Raw genomic sequence first — 17,451 nt, forward strand, 5'->3', positions numbered from 1 at the left:
CTGCTAGCGCACAGGTGAGGCACTGCTCAAATTTGCAGCATGTTTTAGGCTGAGCCGAGGCTCAAACATCAGGCCCTGCTTCAGCAAGCACCATCCTGTGAAGCGCAGTCAGCCCAGTTGCGCGACCCACTTGCCCCCGCCGTTACCCTCTTTGAGCTGGCGCAGTGCCAGGGGAAGCTCAGCGAAGTCGAACAGCCGGCGTTGCGGAGTAATCAGTTGGCCATCGGCGACGTGTTGCAGCAGCTGTTGCGCCTGGGTCCGTAGTGCCTGGTGATCGAGCAGCCGACCGTGGGCGTGAACGCTGTTCAGGGCCACTTCATGCAGCGAGATCGCGCTACTGAATGCGGGCAGTGGCGCGGTTTCCTGGCGGTCCTGGATGCACACCAAGTGGCCGTTGTAGCCGAGCAGATGGGCGAGGCTGGCAGCGTGGGCGCCGCTGACCGTGTCGAATAGCGCATGCAGAGGGCGCTCGCCCAAGGCGATTTGCAATTGTGCCTGCCACTGGGCGTTGTTGTAGTTGAACACATCGACCACACCAAGGGCCTTTAGCGCAGCATGGTGGCGTTCACCGGCTGTGGCCCACACACGCAAGCCACGTTGTACGGCCAGTTGCGCCAGATAGAAGCCCACCGCGCCACCAGCTCCGATCACCAGCACATCGGTTGAAGCGCCTTGGGCAATTTTGGCCAATGCCTGCCAGGCGGTAAGAGCCGGGCAGGGCACAGTGGCAGCGACGGTGTCATCAATAGTGGCTGGCAACTGCATGAGCAAGTAGGCGTCTACCAGGCAGTATTCGGCGAAGCTGCCATCGCGTGAGAGCGATTGGTGGTAAGCCACGCGAGTGCCGACTGGGATATCCACACCAGCGCCGACGGCTTCGACGATACCAACACCGTCAACCCCGGGCACGGTGCCATGACGCCAGTCGGTGTGACCCCATTCGCAGATCTTCCAGTCCACCGGGTTGAGGGCGATGGCGCGGTTAGCTACCAGCACTTCGCCGGGGCCTGGTTGCGCCAAGAGTTTGCGGATCAGTTGCAGGCCATCGAGGCCAGCGCCCGGGGTCCAGCCCCAGGCTTGGTACGAGGTGGACATGAGCATTCCTGGTTCGAAAGGTATAAGGGAGTGTGCCAATGCCATGAAGGCTCTTTCACTGAATGACTATCAGACCGTCTGTAAAGTCGGGTAGTCCGTCAGCCCTTGGGCGTTACCCCCAAACAGGGTGGCGCGTTCATGCTCGGCCAGCGGCGCATGCTGGCGCAGGCGTTCGGGCAGGTCGGGGTTAGCCACGAACGGCCGGCCAAAACCGATCAAATCAGCCCAGCCCGCTTGCAGCGCCTCACGCGCGCGCTCGCCGGTGTATTTGCCGGCATAAACCATCACCCCTGGGAATACCTCGCGCAGCTGCTGCTTGAAGGTCACCGGCATGTCTGGCGCATCGTCCCAGTCGGCTTCGGCGATATGCAGGTAACCAATACCGATTTCGCCCAGCCGCTGGGCGGCCGCGGTGTAAGTGGTGACCGGATCTGCATCGACACAGCCATTGAGGGTAGTCAGCGGTGCCAGGCGCACACCGACCCGGCTGCGCTCGCCAGTGCCATCGACCAACGCGCGGGTCACCTCATCGAGAAAGCGCAGGCGGTTTTCCAGCGAGCCGCCGTAGCGATCGGTGCGGCTGTTGGCTTCTGAGTCGAGGAACTGGTTGACCAGGTAGCCATTGGCGGCATGCAGCTCGACGCCATCGAAGCCAGCTGCCATGGCATTGCGTGCGGCCTGGCGATACTGCTCGACAATCTGCCCGATCTCGTCTTCAGCCAGTGCTCGCGGCTGCGATGCCTGGACAAAGCCTGGGGTGCCATCGGGGTTGTCGATGAACACATTGACCCCGACTGCCTGCACCGCCGAGGACGACACTGGCGCCTGGCCGCCGAGCAAGCTGCTGTGGCTCAAGCGACCGACATGCCACAGTTGGGCAAAGATCCGCCCGCCCGCGGCATGCACCGACTCGGTAACCAGCCGCCAGCCGTCGATCTGCTGCTGGCTGTAGATGCCTGGCGTGCGCGCATAGCCTTTGCCCAGCGGCGAGATCCAGGTGCCTTCGCTGACGATCAACCCGGCGCTGGCGCGCTGGGCGTAGTACTCGGCCATCAGCGCCGTGGGCACGTCACCTGGTTGCGCGGCGCGTGAGCGCGTCATCGGTGGCATGAGGATGCGGTTGGGCAACTGCAGGCCACCCAGTGGCAGCGGTTGGAACAGCGGGTCGTTGCGCATGGCGGTCTCCGGAGAAAGTCGATGGGGTGATTCTCGACAGCGGCGCAGGATGGAAACAGCCGTCGTGGGGACAATCACTTTTGCCTCCATGGCACAAGTGGGCGCGCGGTGTCGCTTATGGAACTGCATGCTCCGTTCATGCTCGGTGCACAAAATTGATTTGTGCGCGCCGCTATTAATCTGCCACAGCCATTTGCCGAGAATCCGCCTCACTTTCCGCTCACCGAGGCATCTCCATGACCGTTATCAAGCACGCCCTGCTCCTGCTCGCCACCCTGGCCAGCCTGTCGTCCGCCCTGGCTGTCCAGGCCGAAGAGTCGTCAGCGTTCGTCGAGCGCACGCAAACCCTCAGCGCCCGCGTCCTGAAAAACTGATGCTTTTCTGCATGGAATCCATCCATATGAAGCTCTCCAGAAGTGGCGCAGCCGCAGCGTTCGCCTTGACCCTGGCCGCCGTGCTGGTCGGCTGCGGCCCGCAGGCCGAGCACAGCGCACCGGCGCTGCCAAGCGTAGTGATCAGCCAGCCCTTGAAATCCACCGTCAGTGACTGGGACAGCTTCACCGGCCGCTTCGAGGCCACCGACTCGGTCGAGGTGCGCTCGCGGGTCAGTGGCTACCTGGAAAAGGTAGCCTTTACTGATGGCGCGATCGTCAAGAAGGGCGACCTGCTGTTCGTCATCGACTCGCGCAGCTTCCAGGCTGCCGTCACCCAAGCGCAGGGCCAACTGGCCCAGGCCCGTTCGCGGTTGTCGCTGGCCGAGCAGGAGTATGCGCGGGCCAGGCTGCTGATTAATTCCAAGACCATCGCCCAGAGCCTTTACGACCAACGCCTGCAAGCGCGCGACGCGGCCAAGGCCGAAGTGCTCAGCGCCGAAGGGGTGCTGGCCAATGCGCGCCTGGAACTGGAGTTCACGCGCATCACCGCGCCCATGAGCGGGCGCATCAGCCGCAGGCTGATCAGCGAAGGCAACCTGGTCAATGGCGGCAACAGTGGCGCGACCTTGCTGACCACCATCGTCTCGCTCGACCCGATCGACATCTATTTCGACATCGACGAGCAGAGCTATCTCAAGTACCGCCGCCAATCCTCCGGCAACCTCACCGGCAGCCAGGTACGCATCGCCTTGCCGGGTGAGGCCCAGCCGTCGCTGAGCGGGCGTATGGACTTCATCGACAACCGCCTCGACCCCTCCACCGGCACCCTGCGTCAGCGGGCGCGGGTGAGCAATCCAGACCTGGCCTTGAGCCCGGGCCAGTTCGGCCGCGTGCAGTTTTCCGCACGCCCTGCCTATGAGGCGTTGCTGGTGCCGGACACCGCAGTCGGTGTGGATGCCACGCGCAAGGTGCTGCACGTGCTCAATGCGCAGAACCGGGTCGAGCTGCGCCCGGTGCAGCTGGGCAAGCTGCATGACGGCTTGCGCGAAGTGGTCAGCGGTTTGCAGGCGCAGGAGCAGGTCATCGTCGATGGCCTGCAGCGGGTACGCGCAGGCGACAGCGCCGTTGGCGAGCCGCGCAGCCTGAGCCGGGTGGCCAGTGCCAACCCAACTGGGGAGGCACCGCTATGAACCTGGGACGCACGTCGATCGACCAGCCCGTGCTGGCCATCGTCCTTTCGGTGGTGATGCTGATCGTGGGTGGCTTGGCCTACCTGGTGTTGCCGACCTCCGAGTACCCCGACATCGCACCGCCGACGGTGGTGGTCCAGGCGACCTATCCGGGCGCCTCGGCGCAGACCGTGGCCCAGACCCTGGCGATCCCATTGGAGCAGGAGGTCAACGGTGTCGAGGACATGCTCTACATGTACAGCCAGGCGACCTCCGATGGCAGCCTCAACCTAACCGTGACCTTCAAGAGCGGCACCGATGTCGACAAGGCCCAGGTGCTGGTGCAAAACCGCGTCGCCCTGGCCACGCCACGGCTTCCGGAACCGGTGCAGCGCAGCGGCGTTTCGGTGCGCAAGTCGTCGCCGACCCAGCTGTCGACCATCTTCATCTCTTCACCCAAGGGCACTCACGATCAGCTGTACGTGTCGAACTTCGCCATTCGCACCGTGGCCGACACGCTCAAGCGCATCGATGGGGTAGGGGACATCAACCCGCTGGGCGCCCGCGAGTACTCGATGCGTATCTGGCTGGACCCGGAGCGGGTCGCGGCGTTCAACCTGACCCCAGGTGACGTCATTGCGGCGGTACGCGCACAAAACACCCAGGTGGCTGGTGGGGTGATCGCTCAACCTCCGGTAGCGTCCCAGGCGTTCCAGCCGAACTTGATCTTCGAAGGCCGTCTCAAAGAGCCGGCAGACTTCGACAACATCGTGCTCAAGTCCGGTGAGGCGGGACGTCTGGTGCGCCTCAAAGATGTTGCCCGCACTGAAATCGCCGGGCTTGCCTACGTCAACAACACCTACTATCTGCGCCATCCGGCGATTGGCTTGCAAGTGTTGCAGCGCCCCGGCGCCAACGCCTTGGCGACCATGCAAGTGGTCGAGCAGACCATGGCGCAGCTGAGCCAGGAGTTCCCTGAAGGCATCGAGTACAGCATCGGTTACAACCCCACCGCGTTCATCGCCGACAGCATTGGCGAGCTGGGCAAGACCATCTATGAGGCGGTGATCCTGGTAGTGCTGGTAGTGCTGTTGTTCCTCCAGGGCTGGCGGCCATCGATCATCCCGATCCTGGCAATCCCGGTATCGCTGGTGGGCACTTTTGCGGTCATGGCGATGCTCGGCTATTCGATCAACAACCTGACTCTGTTCGGCCTGGTACTGGCGGTGGGGATCGTGGTCGACAACGCCATCGTCGTGGTGGAGAACGTCGAGCGGCATCTGGCCGAGGGCAAGGGCCCGCGTGAGGCGACTATCCTGACCATGCAGGAAATCGGCGGCGCGCTGGTGGCGATCACCCTGGTGCTGTGTGCGGTGTTCATCCCCACCGCGTTCATCCCGGGGATCTCCGGTGAGTTCTTCCGCCAGTTCGGGGTGACCATCGCGGTGGCCACGGCGATCTCGCTGTTCAACTCGCTGACCCTGTCGCCGGCACTGGCGGCGATGATCCTGCGTCGCCATGGCGGCCATGCGCCGCTGCGCCGTGGTGTGCTTGGCGTGCCGCGGCGCGGTGTCGAGGCGTTCAACCGTGGCTTTGCCCGGTTGTCTGATGGCTATGCCCGCAGTGTACGCGGCCTGGTGGCGAAGACGCCGTTGATGCTGGCGCTGTACGCGGCACTGATCGCCGCCACCGGCTACCTGCTGGTGAGTACGCCCAAGGGCTTCATCCCGGCGCAGGATCGAGGCTACCTGGTGGTGATCGTGCAACTGCCCGATGGCGCCTCGCTGGAGCGCACCAACGCCATTTCTCAACAGATCGAAGCGATTGCCCTGCAGGTGCCGGGTGTCGATCGGGTGCCGACCTTCTCCGGTTTTTCGATGGTCACCGGGACCAACTCGTCGAATTCGGCGGGCCTGGCGCCGGTGTTCGAGCCCTGGTCCCAGCGCAAGCTGCACGGGCTGACCGCTGACAAGATCGCCGTCGACCTGCGCGAGCGGCTCAAGGCCGTCAGTGGTGCTTCGGTGATTGTCGCCACGCCGCCGCCGGTACAGGGGCTGGGCAGCACCGGCGGCTTCTCCCTGCGTCTGCAAGACCGCGCAGGGCTGGGCAGCGAGGCGCTGGCCAAGGCCACCGCCGAGCTGGTCGCCGCGGCCAACGCTACGCCGGGCATGACCGGGGTGTACTCGCCGTTCTCGGCCAGCACGCCGCAGGTGTTCGTCGAACTCGACCGCGAGCGCGCCGAGATGCTGGGGGTGCGGAGCAGCCAGATCAACCAGGCCATCGAGACCTACTTTGGCTCAACCTACATCAATGACTTCAACCTGGTCGGGCGTACCTATCGGGTCACTGCCCAGGCTGACTTGCCGTATCGTGTCAGCCCTGAGGACCTGGCACGGGTCAAGGTACGCAACGAGGCCGGGCAGATGGTGCCGCTGGCCAGCGTGACCCAGCTGCACGAAGCCCTCGGGGTCGAGCGCTTCCCACGGTACAACCTGTTTCCGACCGCTGAGATCAACGGCGACACCTTGCCGGGCCTGGGCTCGGACTACGCCATTCAGACCATGCAACGGTTGGCGGGCGAGCATCTGCCGGCGGGTATCAGCTATCAATGGACCGATCTGAGCTACCAGCAGACCACCGCTGGCAACATGGGCCTTCTGGTCTTCCCGCTGTGTGTGGTGTTCGTTTATCTGGTGTTGGCGGCGCAGTACGGCAGCTGGAGCTTGCCCCTGGCCATCCTGTTGATCGTGCCGATGTGTCTGTTGGCGGCGGCCGGTGGCGTGCGCCTGATGGGCCTGGATATCAACATCCTCACCCAGATCGGCTTCATCGTGCTGGTGGGCTTGGCAGCGAAGAACGCCATCCTCATCGTCGAAGTCGCCCGCCAGTTGGAGCAGGACGGGCAGGCCATCGTTACCGCCGTGGTCGAGGCCTGTCGCTTGCGCTTGCGGCCGATCCTGATGACCTCGCTGGCGTTCATCCTCGGTGTGTTGCCGCTGGTGCTGTCCGAAGGCGCCGGTTCTGAAATGCGTCTGGCGGTGGGCTCGGCGGTGTTCTTCGGGATGATCGGCGTGACCTTGTTCGGCCTGTTGTTCACCCCAGTCTTCTATGTGCTGATTCGCCGCCTGGCCGGTGGCGAGCAGCGGCTTTCGGCGCAGCCTGCGGCTGCTGAACAGGATATCCAGCCATGAACACTCGTCTTCGTTTTCCCCTGCTGGGCTTCACCGCGGCGCTGCTTGGCGCCTGTGCCGCGCCGAGCCTGCCGCCGGACAGCACGGCGCCGCCCGCGCAGTACATCAATGCCCAGTCCACGGCGCCGCTGACAATCACCACACAGTGGTGGCGTGGCTACCATGACCCGCTGCTCGACCGCTTGGTGCAGCGCGCCATGGACGACAACCTCGATGTGCAGATTACCTTGGCGCGCATCGATGCGGCGCGAGCCTTGCGTCAGGTCAGCGCCTCGGCGGGTAGCCCGAATCTGGACCTTGGCGCCAGCGCGGCCCGCCAGCGCACCTCGGCCTACCAGACAGGTTTTAGCGATGCCGTGATCGATGAGCCGCTGTCGCTGGGGGTAGGCGCCAGTTGGGAGCTCGACCTGTTTGGACGCATTCGCGAAGGTGTGCGGGCCGCCGATGCCGAAATGGTTGCCAGCGAGGAGCAGGCGCGCGCGGTGCGCGTCGCCTTGGTGGGCGACGTGGTCCAGGCCTATGCCCAGGCGCGTGGCTTGGAGCAACGCTTGGCCATCGTTCGACAGAGCGCGCAGAGCCAGGCTGAGACCTCGCAGTTGAGTGAGCAGTTGTATGCTGCCGGCAGCAGCCCGCAAGCCGATGTGCTACGCGCGCGGGCCCAGGCTGATAGCACTGCAGCGCGGGTGCCAGCGTTGCAACTGGAGTGGCAGCGTGCTGTGCATCGGCTTTCGGTACTGCTGGCCATGCCCAGTGCCGAGCTGTATGGGCAGATGCAGCAAAGCCCGGTCAGCGTGCGCGAAGTGGCCGTACAAGACGCCGGTACCCCGGCCGATCTGCTGCGCCAGCGACCGGATGTGAAAGCGGCGGAAGCGCGGGTGATTGCCGCCTATGCCCGAGTGGGCGTGGCCAAAGCCGAGCTGATGCCGCGCTTGAGCCTGTCGGCGGCAATAGGGTCTTTGATCAACGGCATGAGTGCTGCCAATCTGGCCAGTTCGACCTTCTGGCTGGCGGGGGTGAATGCCAGTGCGCCGTTGTTCGATGGTGGTCGGCGCAAAGCTCAGGTGGCGCTGCGTGATGCCGAGGCGCGCGAGGCGTTGCTGGCGTATCGGCGCACGGTACTGGTGGCAGTGGCGCAGGTGGAGTCGGCGCTGGCGGCGGCGCAGCGCAATGCTGAGCGTCAGGTGTTGCTCGCACGCTCAGCCGAGCAGGCGGGCTCGGCGCTGGAGCAGATTCGCCGGTCGTGGCAGGCAGGTGAGGCGCCATTGCTCGATGTGCTGGAGGCGCAGCGTAGTCAGCTCAGCGCACAGAGTGCGCTGGCAATGGTGCGCACCGCGCAGTGGCAGAACCAGGCATTGTTGGTAAGTGCGCTGGGTGGGTAAGGCTTCAGGCCAGCGGTGGATGCTTCGCGGGCAAGCCCGCTGCCACAGGTATCGCGTAGATTTCAGACCTGCGTTGAGTCAGCACTGGCTCAACGCAAATACTGCCAACGGCCCGGACCCTGTGGGAGCGGGCTTGCCCGCGAAGAGGCCAGTAGGTACAGAGCAAAGGGTTGGTTCAAACCTGATCGATCGGCACCCCGTGGTTGTTCTTCCACATCAGCACCACACCACTGGCAATCACCGCCACCACAATCAGGTAGACATTGAACATCCAGCCGATCTGCTCCGAATACAACCAGGTGGTCAGGTATGAGGCGGTCCCGCCAAACACGGCAACCCCCAAGGAAATGCACACACCGAACATCCGTGTGCGATAGCGCGTCGGAATCTGCTCGGAGATCGATGCTGGCTTGCAGCCGGTGATGAATGCCACCAGCATCAACCCGGCTGTCTGCGCCACCATCAGTGTCCATGGCTCGCTGGATATCATGCCCCACAGCGGGAACAGCGTCGCGGCAATGCCCAGCAGCGAGATCAGCGCGCAGACCTTGCGCCCCCAGTGGTCCGACAGCCAGCCACACACCGGCAGGAAGGCCAGGTAGATCACCTGGGCAACGCAACTCATCATGAACGCGCTGTGCGGATCCATGCCCTTGACGGTCATGGCGTAGATCGACGCGGAGGTCACCCAGGTGTAGTAGGTCAGGGTCGCCCCGGCTTCATAGAGGAACAAGCGCACGCCATGTTGCAAGACCTGGCCGCGGCTCCAAGGCGCCTGCAGCGAATTGTTGCTGGCACTTGGGCTGTGCTCGCTCTCCATCATGTTGCGCCGCAGCCATAGAGCGACCACGGCCAGCACACCACCGGTGGCGAACGGGATACGCCAGCCCCATTGCTGCATTTCTTCGACGCTGAGCACCGAGGTCAGCAGGGCCATGTAGAAGGTTGCCAGCAACGAGCCGCTGCCGACGGCGAAAAACACCGTGCTCGACCACAGCCCACGGCGTTTCGGCGGGGCAATTTCGGCGATATAGGCGTAGGAGGTGGTGGTCTCGCCGCCATGGGCGAAGCCCTGGATCAGCCGTGCACCAAGCAGCAAGGCCGAGGCCCAGCTGCCAATGGCTTCATAGGAGGGGATGAAGGCGATCAGCAGGCTGGCGCCGGCCATCAGCAGCATGGTGCTGAGCAGCACGGTGCGCCGGCCGAGGCGGTCGGCGAGGATGCCGAAGACGATGCCGCCCAAGGGCCGTAGCAAAAAGCCTGCGGCGAACACGGCAAGGGTGGCCAGTAGTGCGGAGGTGGGGTTGCTCTTGTCGAACAGGGCGGCGGCGATGTACACCGAGGCGACGGTGTAGAGGGTCCAGTCGAACCACTCCAGCAGGTTGCCGATGCCAGTGGCGAGCAAGGATTTGCGGCGCAGGTTGACAGCGCCTGGTGTGGCCTGGGCCACGCTACCGGGCAGGGTCTCGGTCATATTGTTCATTGTTGGCTCCGAGCGAAAGGGGCGGGCAGCGCCAAGGCTGGCGCTGCCCGTACAGCGACAGAAGTCAGCTTGCCAGGTGCGTGAGCGCCACTTCCTCGATGCCAGCGGCGTCGAGCTTGTAGTGCTGGTAGAGGTGGGTCGGTGGTGCGATCAGGCTGTACTCGTCATAGATGCCATGGCGCTTGAGCTTGATCCCGACACCTTCGTCGGCCAGCACTTCGGCCACGGCCGCGCCCAGGCCGCCGAGCACGTTGTGCTCCTCGACCGTCATCATACGTTTGCTGCGCGCTGCAGCCTGCAGGATCGCCTCACGGTCGATCGGCTTGATCGACGCCATGTCGATCACACCCACCGAACGGCCCTCGGCATTGAGCTTGCGCGCAGCGGCCAACGCCGGATGCACCGTGATCCCGCAGGCAATGATGGTCAGCTCTTCGCCCTGCACAAGCTCGGTGGCCTTGCCGAATTCGAAGGTGGCGCCGTTCTCGTAGATGATCGGGTCGCGACCACGACCGATACGGAAGTACACCGGTTTGTCGTAGGTGGCCGAGGCCTTGATCGCAGCGGCCAGTTGCGGCCCGTCGGAGGGCGAAACCACCGCCAGGTCGGCGATCGAGCGCATGGTCGCGATGTCTTCGGTGGCGTGGTGCGAGGTGCCGTAGAAGCCCAGGGAGATCCCGGTGTGGTGGCCGATCAGGCGCACCGGCTGCGCCGAGTAGGCGACGTCCATGCGGATCTGTTCGCAGCACAGCAGGCCGAGGAACGAGGCGAAGGTCGCCACGAACGGCATCACTCCGCAGGTGGCCAGGCCGGCGGCGGCGGTGACCATATTCTGCTCGGAGATGCCGAACTGGATGTAGCGATCCGGGAATGCCGTGGCGAACTTGTTCAGGCCGTTGGAGTACTGCAGGTCAGCGGAGCCAGCCATCACCGGATGGCCCTCGCGGGTCAACTCGATCAGGGCATCGGAGAGGTAGGAAAGCCCTGGGTTCATGGCGTTCAGGCCACGGTATTGCCAGGAGTTGGGGGACAGGGGGGCGCTCATGTTTCAGATCTCCTTGGCTTCGATTTCAGCGATGGCGCGTTTGGCGTCTTCAGGGTCCAGGTAACCCAGGTGCCAGCCCGGCTCGGTTTCCATGTAGGAAACCCCTTTGCCCTTGATGGTCTTGGCGATGATGCAGACCGGCTTGTCACGGTTTTCGTCGGCTTTGACCTTGCGCAGGGTGGTGGTCACCTCGGCGATGTCGTGGCCGTCGATCACGTGCACTTCCCAGCCGAAGGCGCGCCATTTCTCATCCAGCGGCTCGACGCCGATGACATCGTCAACGCTGCCGTCGAGCTGGAAGCCGTTGCGATCGACAATCGCGATCAGTCGGCTGGCCTTGTGGTGGGCCGCGCCCATGGCCGCTTCCCAGACCTGGCCTTCCTGCATTTCACCGTCGCCGAGCATGACGAACACGTCGTATTCGTGGCCGGTGAAGCGCTGCGCCAGGCACATACCCAGGCCGCCGGACAGGGCATGGCCGATGGAGCCGGACGAGAAGTCGATACCGGGTACTTTGCGCATATCAGGGTGATCACCCAGAGGGCTACCCAGGCGCGTGTAGTCATCCAGCCATTGCTTGGGGAAGATGCCGAGGTCGGCCAGGATCGGAAATTGACCGACGGCAGCATGGCCCTTGCCCATCAGGAAGCGGTCACGGCCAGCCCAGTTTGGCTCTTCTGGGCGCAGGTTCAGTACGTCGTAGTAAAGCGCCGAGAACAGCTCTGCGGCGGAGAACACCGAGGTGTAGTGGCCGGTCTTGGCGATCTCGATCAAGCGGATGGTTTCCAGGCGGACGAATTTCGCCCGGTCGCGCAGGTGGGCGACGGTCTCGGCGCTAGGCACGAAATCGCTGGCTTTCCAGGCCTCGAGGGTTTTACGGGGTGTAGCCATCTCTACCTCCAAATTCAGGCATCGCAGGGTGGGTGTTGCCGGGGAAATTCAGCGGGTCAAAGATTCGAGCGCGCGCATGGCCTCGATCAGTTCATCACTGGTTAGGGGGTGGCCGTTGGCGCGCACGAAATTGAGCGCGTGGGGCGCTTGCAGGGTCGGCTTGGCAACTTGGAGCAGGGTCGCCTGGTCGAGCACCTTGACGCCCAGATCAACCAAGTTGCAGGGCAGGCCGATGCGTCGGTAGAAGGCCAGCAGCTCAGCCATGAACGCCGCTTCGCGGTCTTCCAGAACCAGCTGCACCAGCAGGCCGTAGGCAACCTGCCAGCCGTGCACCTGGTCACGCGCGCCGGGGATCTTCGACAGGCCGCGAGTCATTGCGTGCGCGATCGACAGGCCGCCACTCTCAAAGCCCAGGCCGCTCATCAGCAGTACGGCTTCGATCAGGCGCTCGAACGATTCGTTGACTTCGCCGCTGCCTGCCAGCGCCAGGCCTTCTTCAGCGTTCGCGCGCAGCACCTGGTAGCACTCACGGGCCAGGGTCACGCCGGCTAGCGAAGGGCGGGCGCCGAACATATTGATGCCGCCGGCCTTAAGGCATTGTTCGGCTTCGAACTTCTTGGTCAGGGCATCGGCGATGCCCGCCAGCAGGAACGGGCGGGGAGCTTGGGCGATCAGGCGGGTATCGACCAGTACATAGCGTGGGCTGCTAAGCAGGTGGCCGACTTCGCTGAGTTGATGATGCTCGTCGTAGACGACGAAGTTCTTTGAGGTCGGCGCATCGTTGGAGGCTACGGTGGGCATGCTGATCAGGGCCGCGCCAGAGGAGTGAGCCAGGGCTTTGCCGGCGTCGATCGACTTGCCACCACCGACTGCCAGGATCATGTCGAAGGCAAACCGCGCCGCGGACTGGCGCAAGGCGGCGATGCCGTGGGCGGTGATCTCACCATCGAAGGTGATGTAGTGCAGCTGGACGTCGGCGCGGGCGCAGGTGGCGTCCAGACGCTCCTTGACCAGGCCGATGACGAAACTGTCGATGACCACCACGGCGCTGCGGCCGCAATGGGCCAGGTATTGGCCTGCCTCATCAAGTACACCAGGGCCTTGCACGTAGCGCCCGGGCGATCCGAATACCAGATTCATACGGCACCTCTTTGTGACTGTTTGTTGTTGTTATGCGAGACCAGCGAGGATCTCGGTCATGCGTGATGCATCATATATCATGCGTTTTGGCCGTCAAGCGACTTCAGCTGGCAGTAACGGCCGTAGGTCAGTTCAGCGGCGAATCAGGCGATCGAGTAGCCACCGTCGACGGCCAGGGTGGTGCCGGTGACGTAGCGAGCGTTGGCCGAGACCAGGAAGGCGATGGCGTTGGCCACGTCTTCAGGCTGGCCCCAGGCCTGCATTGGAATGCGTGACAGGATGCTGGCTGAGCGGCTCGGGTCTTCGTAGGCGCGGCGTGATAGCTGGGTCACGATCCAGCCGGGTGCCACGGCATTCGAGCGCACCCCGTCGCCCGCCCAGGCCACGGCCTGGCAGCGGGTCAGTTCAGCGATGGCCGCTTTGCTCGAGGCATAGGCCGGGGTCTTGGCCGAGCCGAAGATGCCCCACATCGAAGCGAAATTGACCACCGCGCCGCGGGCCAGTTTGAGCGCGGGCAGGGCGGCGTTGCTGATGCGCATGACAGCGGTGAGGTTGACCTCGAGCACGCGGCTGAAGCCGTCCAGGTGCCATTCACGGCTGTGGTCGATGACGCCAGCAGCATTGATTAGCGCATCGATACGTTCGAAACGGCTGAAGAAATCGTTTACCGCGGCGTCGCTGGTGACATCCAGCTCCTGATAGTGAATACCTGCAATCCGTTGCTCAGGTTCGCCCAGGCCCAGGGTATGCACCTGGTAACCGTCGGCGAGCAGGCGCTGGGCAGTGGCCAGGCCAATGCCTGAGCCGCCACCGGTGATGATTGCGATCTTGGTCATGCGGTGCTCCGTTATAGAGGTTTTTATGTGGGGGCAAGACAGCTGGTTTCGACCAGGCCGGCACAGGCCCTGTAGCAGCGGGTTTACTCGCCAAGAACAGCCACCGGGCATTAATGGCCGAACAGAAAATCAGCCAACAACTCAACCTGCCCGGTGAGCATGTGCACGCCTTTGTGGATCTGGCAGCCACGCGCCTGAGCGGCCTCCAGCAACGCGGTGACATCAGGGTTCATCACCACTTCGCCGACCAGCGTGCCCGGTTCGAGCGTTTCTGCCGGCAGCGGCAACGGGTCATTGGCCTTCAGCCCCAAGGCGGTGGCATTGATCACCACATCGAAGCCACGCCCATCGGCGGCACCGGTTGCGACCAGACGACCAGGCACCAGACCCTGCAGTTGGATCGCCAGCTCCCGGGCCTTGGCCGCGGAGCGATTGCTGATCACCAACTGCGCCAATGGCTCGGCCAGCAGGGCGTGAGCTATCCCCGTGGCGGCGCCACCGGCGCCGAGCAGCAGCACGCGCTTGCCGGCCAGGCTGTGGCCTTGGTTCTTCAGGCCACGGACAAACCCTTCGCCATCGAACATCCGCCCAGTGAAGCGCCCGTCCGCTAAACGGCGAGCGACGTTGCACACCTTGAGCAGCTGCGCCGTGCCCTGGAGTTCATCACACAGATGCGCGACTTCGATCTTGTGCGGCACGGTGACGATCACCCCGGCGAGGTTCTCGATCCCGCGCAGGCCTTGCCAAGCTGAGGCCAGGTTGGCGGGTGAAACCTCCCAAGGCACCAGCACGCCGTCATGGCCCAGGCGTTCAAGCAACGGGTTGAAGAAGGACGGCGTGCGCAAATGCTTGGCCGGGTAGGTCAGGTGGACCACGACCTGGGTGGTGCCGGTGATTGGCATGGCTGCATTCCTTTTTGCGGACAGGTTCAGGGAAAGTACGTTTATTAATGCATCATATATCTTTCTTTTGGCATAGCGCCGCAAGCAAAAGTGTTTTGCCTTGAAGTCAAAGGATCGCGCTTGGCGCCTTAAAAATAAATATGATATATCATGTTTTCAGTCGGCCCCGAGCCGGTGAACGTCCTGATAGCAAAAACAACAACAGCCTAAGAAAAGGCGAGGATGAACCCATGCAAGCAATACGTTGTGCGTTGCCGCTCGAACGTGGCGGGAGGTGCGAATGACCCAGATCTTCGCCGCACCCGGCCGCTACATTCAGGGCTACAAAGAGCTTGAACGCCTCTACCGGCATATCGCCTGGTTTGGCCAACGCTTCCTGATCATCACCAGCCAGGGCCGTCTGGATAGCCTCAAACAGACCCTGGCCATCAGCTTCGATCAACCCGACCTGAGCCTGCACTACGCCGTGTTCGATGGCGAAGTCACCCGCGCCGAGGTCCAGCGCCTGGCTGCGTTGCAGCACAGCCTGGGCTGCGATGGGGTGATTGGCGTGGGCGGCGGCAAGGTGCTCGATGCCGCCAAGGCAGTGGCACAGCAAGCGCGGCTGCCGCTGTGCATCGTACCCACCGTGGTCTCCAACGACGCCCCGACCAGCGCCTTGTCGGTGCTGTACCACCCAGATGGCAGTTTCGATGACGTGCTGTTTCATGAACGCAGCCCGGATGTAGTGGTGGTCGATACCTGGGTGATCGCTCAGGCCCCGGTGCGCTTGTTGGTTGCTGGCATCGGCGACGCCTTGGCCACCTATTACGAAGCGCGTACCTGCGTGCAAGGTAACAACGACAACTTTCTCGGCCTGGCCGGTGGCGGTTTGCAGGCGAGCGAGGGCGGCGGCAAACCAACCCTCACCTCGATGGCGATTGCCCAGCTGTGCCACCAGGTGCTCCAGGCCGATGCCGTGCAAGCGGTCATGGCCTGTTCCCGGCAGATCGTCACCAAGGCGCTGAATCGGGTGATCGAGGCCAATGCCCTGATGAGCGGCATCGGCTTCGAAAGCAACGGCGTGGCTACTGCCCATGCGGTGTATTGCGGATTCAGCGTGCTGGGTGCGCGCGCCACGGCCTACCACGGGGAGTACGTCGCCTTCGGCACCCTGGTGATGCTGCTTCTGGAAGGCGCACCGGCCAGCGAGTTGGATCAATTGCTGGGGCTGTGCCTGGCGATCGGCCTGCCGGTGTGTTTTGCCGATCTTGGCCTCGCTGACCTCAGCGAAGAGGAGTTGCAGCAAGTGGTGCAGGTCGCCGCATCGCCGCAGCAGACCAGCCGGGTAGAGCCGTTCCAAGTCACCACCTGGGAAATGCGCGCGGCGCTGATCGGTGCCAGCGACCTGGGCGAATTCTACAAAAAAGGCGGATCGATCCTGAGCACATCGGGTGCTCGGGATCTGCCATCGGCCATTAGCAGAGGTGAGTAGATGATAGCATTTCAGGCAAGCCTGCCGGTCAAACTGGATTTTGAGGTCGGGGCGATCCGCCGCATGGGCGAAAAGGTAGCCCCCTATGGCAACAAGGTGCTGCTGATGGTCGACCCGTTCCTGCAAGGCAGCGAGCTGGTCGCCCAGGTGCTGGGCAGTTTTGCCGAGCGCGGCATCAGCGCAGTGGAGTTCTACGACATCGTGCCCAACCCACGGCACACCACCATCGACCGTGCAGTGGCGCTGGTGCGTGACAGTGGCTGCCAGGTGGTGGTGGCGATTGGCGGCGGCAGTGCGATCGACTCGGCCAAGGCGGTGGCTTTCGTCGCCGTGCATGGCGGCAGTTGCTGGGACTACACCGAGCGCCTCGGTGAGCCGGTGACCCGTCCGCAGGCACGCGGGCTGCCGTTGCTGGTAGTGCCGACGACTTCCGGCACCGGCACCGAGGCAACACCGTTTGCTGTCATCAACAATCCAGGGCTGGGCCTCAAGTGTGCCATCGTCAATCCGCACATCTATCCGGATGTGGCCTTGATCGACCCGCAGATTCTGGTTTCCAAGCCGCCACGGCTAACTGCGCTGACCGCGGTCGACACCTTCTGCCATGCCCTTGAGGCTTACATCAGCATCCACGCCACGCCCTGGGTGGAGATGGTCGCGCTGGAGGCGATTCGGCTTTTCGCGGCCAATGCCCTGCGCTGTGTCGAACAGGGCGATGACCTCGAGGCGCGGGCGCGCATGGCCTTTGCCTCGACCTTGGGTGGCATGGCCATCGCTGGCGCTGGGGTTACCGTGTCGCACGCGCTCGGCCAGCCACTGGGAGCGATGACCGATGCCCCGCATGGCGGCACGGTAGCGGCCAGCACCGCGCAGGTGATCCGCTGGACCTTGCCGGTGGCCGCCGGCAAGTTCGCCCGCGTTGCCGAAATTCTTGACCCCAGCACCCATACCCTGCCCGAAGGCCAGCGTGCGTCACGGTTGCCGGAGATTGTCAGCGCTCACTTTGCGCGCCTGGGCGTGCGCGACACTTTCGGCAGCTATGGCCTCAAGCCCGAGCAGGTCGATGAGTTCGCCCAAGTGGTTTGGACCAGTTTCAACCAGGACCTGGCGTGCCACCCGAAACCGATTCGTGACCAGCAGGAGGTGGCCGAGATCGTCAGGCAGTGCCTCTAGACCGGATCGGCTCAACATTCTCGCTTCGCGGCTAAAGCCGCGAAGCGTGCACCACAGCACTCAATACCAAGCACCACCTTTGCACACTCGAACCGCTGAACAACAACCACAAAAACCAGTTTC

General features: G+C 63.7%; 14 protein-coding genes. 6 read left to right on the forward strand and 8 right to left on the reverse strand.

Annotated features, from left to right (window positions below; genetic code table 11):
- Window positions 1-108: 108 nt before the first annotated feature.
- Both ACZ889_RS15670 and ACZ889_RS15675 read right to left on the reverse strand, forming a co-directional pair.
- The gene (locus ACZ889_RS15670; protein WP_098090551.1) at window positions 109-1,095 is read right to left on the reverse strand and encodes a zinc-binding dehydrogenase; all 987 of its coding nucleotides are present in this window, start codon (window positions 1,093-1,095) and stop codon (window positions 109-111) included.
- A 69-nt stretch (window positions 1,096-1,164) separates the two neighbouring features.
- Complete coding sequence (locus tag ACZ889_RS15675) at window positions 1,165-2,271, reverse strand: alkene reductase (RefSeq protein ID WP_047602924.1); 1,107 nt, start codon at window positions 2,269-2,271, stop codon at window positions 1,165-1,167.
- Window positions 2,272-2,507: 236 nt separating this feature from the next.
- On the opposite strand from ACZ889_RS15675, the gene ACZ889_RS15680 reads away from it, so the two are divergent.
- Genes ACZ889_RS15680 through ACZ889_RS15695 form a run of 4 tightly spaced genes read left to right on the forward strand, consistent with a single transcriptional unit; the run spans window position 2,508 to window position 8,384 of the window.
- Window positions 2,508-2,645, forward strand: coding sequence for a hypothetical protein (locus tag ACZ889_RS15680; protein WP_179053510.1), 138 nt, complete (start codon window positions 2,508-2,510; stop codon window positions 2,643-2,645).
- 26 nt (window positions 2,646-2,671) lie between these two features.
- Window positions 2,672-3,835 (forward strand): efflux RND transporter periplasmic adaptor subunit, encoded by a 1,164-nt coding sequence (locus ACZ889_RS15685; RefSeq protein WP_476257538.1) that lies wholly within the window; start codon window positions 2,672-2,674, stop codon window positions 3,833-3,835.
- Entirely contained in the window at window positions 3,832-7,005 is a 3,174-nt protein-coding gene (locus ACZ889_RS15690; RefSeq protein WP_476257539.1) for an efflux RND transporter permease subunit, read from the forward strand. The genes ACZ889_RS15685 and ACZ889_RS15690 overlap by 4 nt, the downstream gene beginning before the upstream one ends.
- Window positions 7,002-8,384: an efflux transporter outer membrane subunit gene (locus ACZ889_RS15695; RefSeq protein ID WP_476257540.1), complete on the forward strand. Its 1,383-nt coding sequence runs from the start codon at window positions 7,002-7,004 to the stop codon at window positions 8,382-8,384. Before ACZ889_RS15690 ends, ACZ889_RS15695 begins: the two co-directional genes overlap by 4 nt.
- Before the next feature lie 175 nt (window positions 8,385-8,559).
- Here ACZ889_RS15695 and ACZ889_RS15700 read toward each other — a convergent pair whose 3' ends face one another.
- The 6 genes from ACZ889_RS15700 to ACZ889_RS15725 form a co-directional block, all read right to left on the reverse strand.
- Window positions 8,560-9,867 (reverse strand): MFS transporter, encoded by a 1,308-nt coding sequence (locus ACZ889_RS15700; protein WP_080756695.1) that lies wholly within the window; start codon window positions 9,865-9,867, stop codon window positions 8,560-8,562.
- A gap of 64 nt (window positions 9,868-9,931) precedes the next feature.
- Window positions 9,932-10,912: a transketolase family protein gene (locus ACZ889_RS15705; RefSeq protein WP_047602921.1), complete on the reverse strand. Its 981-nt coding sequence runs from the start codon at window positions 10,910-10,912 to the stop codon at window positions 9,932-9,934.
- A gap of 3 nt (window positions 10,913-10,915) precedes the next feature.
- Window positions 10,916-11,803 carry a transketolase gene (locus ACZ889_RS15710; protein ID WP_144000007.1) on the reverse strand — a complete coding sequence of 296 codons (888 nt, stop codon included), beginning with the start codon at window positions 11,801-11,803 and terminating at the stop codon, window positions 10,916-10,918.
- 48 nt (window positions 11,804-11,851) lie between these two features.
- Window positions 11,852-12,943, reverse strand: a complete 1,092-nt coding sequence (locus ACZ889_RS15715; RefSeq protein ID WP_180688226.1) for a glycerol dehydrogenase — start codon at window positions 12,941-12,943, stop codon at window positions 11,852-11,854.
- A gap of 143 nt (window positions 12,944-13,086) precedes the next feature.
- Window positions 13,087-13,779 carry an SDR family NAD(P)-dependent oxidoreductase gene (locus ACZ889_RS15720; RefSeq protein WP_180688225.1) on the reverse strand — a complete coding sequence of 231 codons (693 nt, stop codon included), beginning with the start codon at window positions 13,777-13,779 and terminating at the stop codon, window positions 13,087-13,089.
- Window positions 13,780-13,889: 110 nt separating this feature from the next.
- Window positions 13,890-14,681, reverse strand: a complete 792-nt coding sequence (locus tag ACZ889_RS15725) for a shikimate dehydrogenase family protein (RefSeq protein WP_098090542.1) — start codon at window positions 14,679-14,681, stop codon at window positions 13,890-13,892.
- A gap of 280 nt (window positions 14,682-14,961) precedes the next feature.
- Between ACZ889_RS15725 and ACZ889_RS15730 the strand changes: the two genes are divergently transcribed.
- Together ACZ889_RS15730 and ACZ889_RS15735 are read left to right on the forward strand one after the other, a co-directional pair.
- The gene (locus ACZ889_RS15730) at window positions 14,962-16,155 is read left to right on the forward strand and encodes a glycerol dehydrogenase (protein ID WP_180688224.1); all 1,194 of its coding nucleotides are present in this window, start codon (window positions 14,962-14,964) and stop codon (window positions 16,153-16,155) included.
- On the forward strand, window positions 16,156-17,328 hold the full coding sequence (locus ACZ889_RS15735; RefSeq protein ID WP_180688223.1) for an iron-containing alcohol dehydrogenase: 1,173 nt from the start codon (window positions 16,156-16,158) through the stop codon (window positions 17,326-17,328).
- The last annotated feature ends 123 nt before the right edge of the window (window positions 17,329-17,451 follow it).

The sequence above is a fragment of the Pseudomonas sp. TE3895 genome, from assembly GCF_056278855.1.

Excerpts from the sequence above, each read along its gene's own strand:
- ACZ889_RS15670 (WP_098090551.1), bottom strand. The coding sequence starts at position 1,095 with ATGTCCACCTCGTACCAAGCCTGGGGCTGGACCCCGGGCGCTGGCCTC.
- ACZ889_RS15675 (WP_047602924.1), bottom strand. The coding sequence starts at position 2,271 with ATGCGCAACGACCCGCTGTTCCAACCGCTGCCACTGGGTGGCCTGCAG.
- ACZ889_RS15680 (WP_179053510.1), top strand. The coding sequence starts at position 2,508 with ATGACCGTTATCAAGCACGCCCTGCTCCTGCTCGCCACCCTGGCCAGC.
- ACZ889_RS15685 (WP_476257538.1), top strand. The coding sequence starts at position 2,672 with ATGAAGCTCTCCAGAAGTGGCGCAGCCGCAGCGTTCGCCTTGACCCTG.
- ACZ889_RS15690 (WP_476257539.1), top strand. The coding sequence starts at position 3,832 with ATGAACCTGGGACGCACGTCGATCGACCAGCCCGTGCTGGCCATCGTC.
- ACZ889_RS15695 (WP_476257540.1), top strand. The coding sequence starts at position 7,002 with ATGAACACTCGTCTTCGTTTTCCCCTGCTGGGCTTCACCGCGGCGCTG.
- ACZ889_RS15700 (WP_080756695.1), bottom strand. The coding sequence starts at position 9,867 with ATGAACAATATGACCGAGACCCTGCCCGGTAGCGTGGCCCAGGCCACA.
- ACZ889_RS15705 (WP_047602921.1), bottom strand. The coding sequence starts at position 10,912 with ATGAGCGCCCCCCTGTCCCCCAACTCCTGGCAATACCGTGGCCTGAAC.
- ACZ889_RS15710 (WP_144000007.1), bottom strand. The coding sequence starts at position 11,803 with ATGGCTACACCCCGTAAAACCCTCGAGGCCTGGAAAGCCAGCGATTTC.
- ACZ889_RS15715 (WP_180688226.1), bottom strand. The coding sequence starts at position 12,943 with ATGAATCTGGTATTCGGATCGCCCGGGCGCTACGTGCAAGGCCCTGGT.
- ACZ889_RS15720 (WP_180688225.1), bottom strand. The coding sequence starts at position 13,779 with ATGACCAAGATCGCAATCATCACCGGTGGCGGCTCAGGCATTGGCCTG.
- ACZ889_RS15725 (WP_098090542.1), bottom strand. The coding sequence starts at position 14,681 with ATGCCAATCACCGGCACCACCCAGGTCGTGGTCCACCTGACCTACCCG.
- ACZ889_RS15730 (WP_180688224.1), top strand. The coding sequence starts at position 14,962 with ATGACCCAGATCTTCGCCGCACCCGGCCGCTACATTCAGGGCTACAAA.
- ACZ889_RS15735 (WP_180688223.1), top strand. The coding sequence starts at position 16,156 with ATGATAGCATTTCAGGCAAGCCTGCCGGTCAAACTGGATTTTGAGGTC.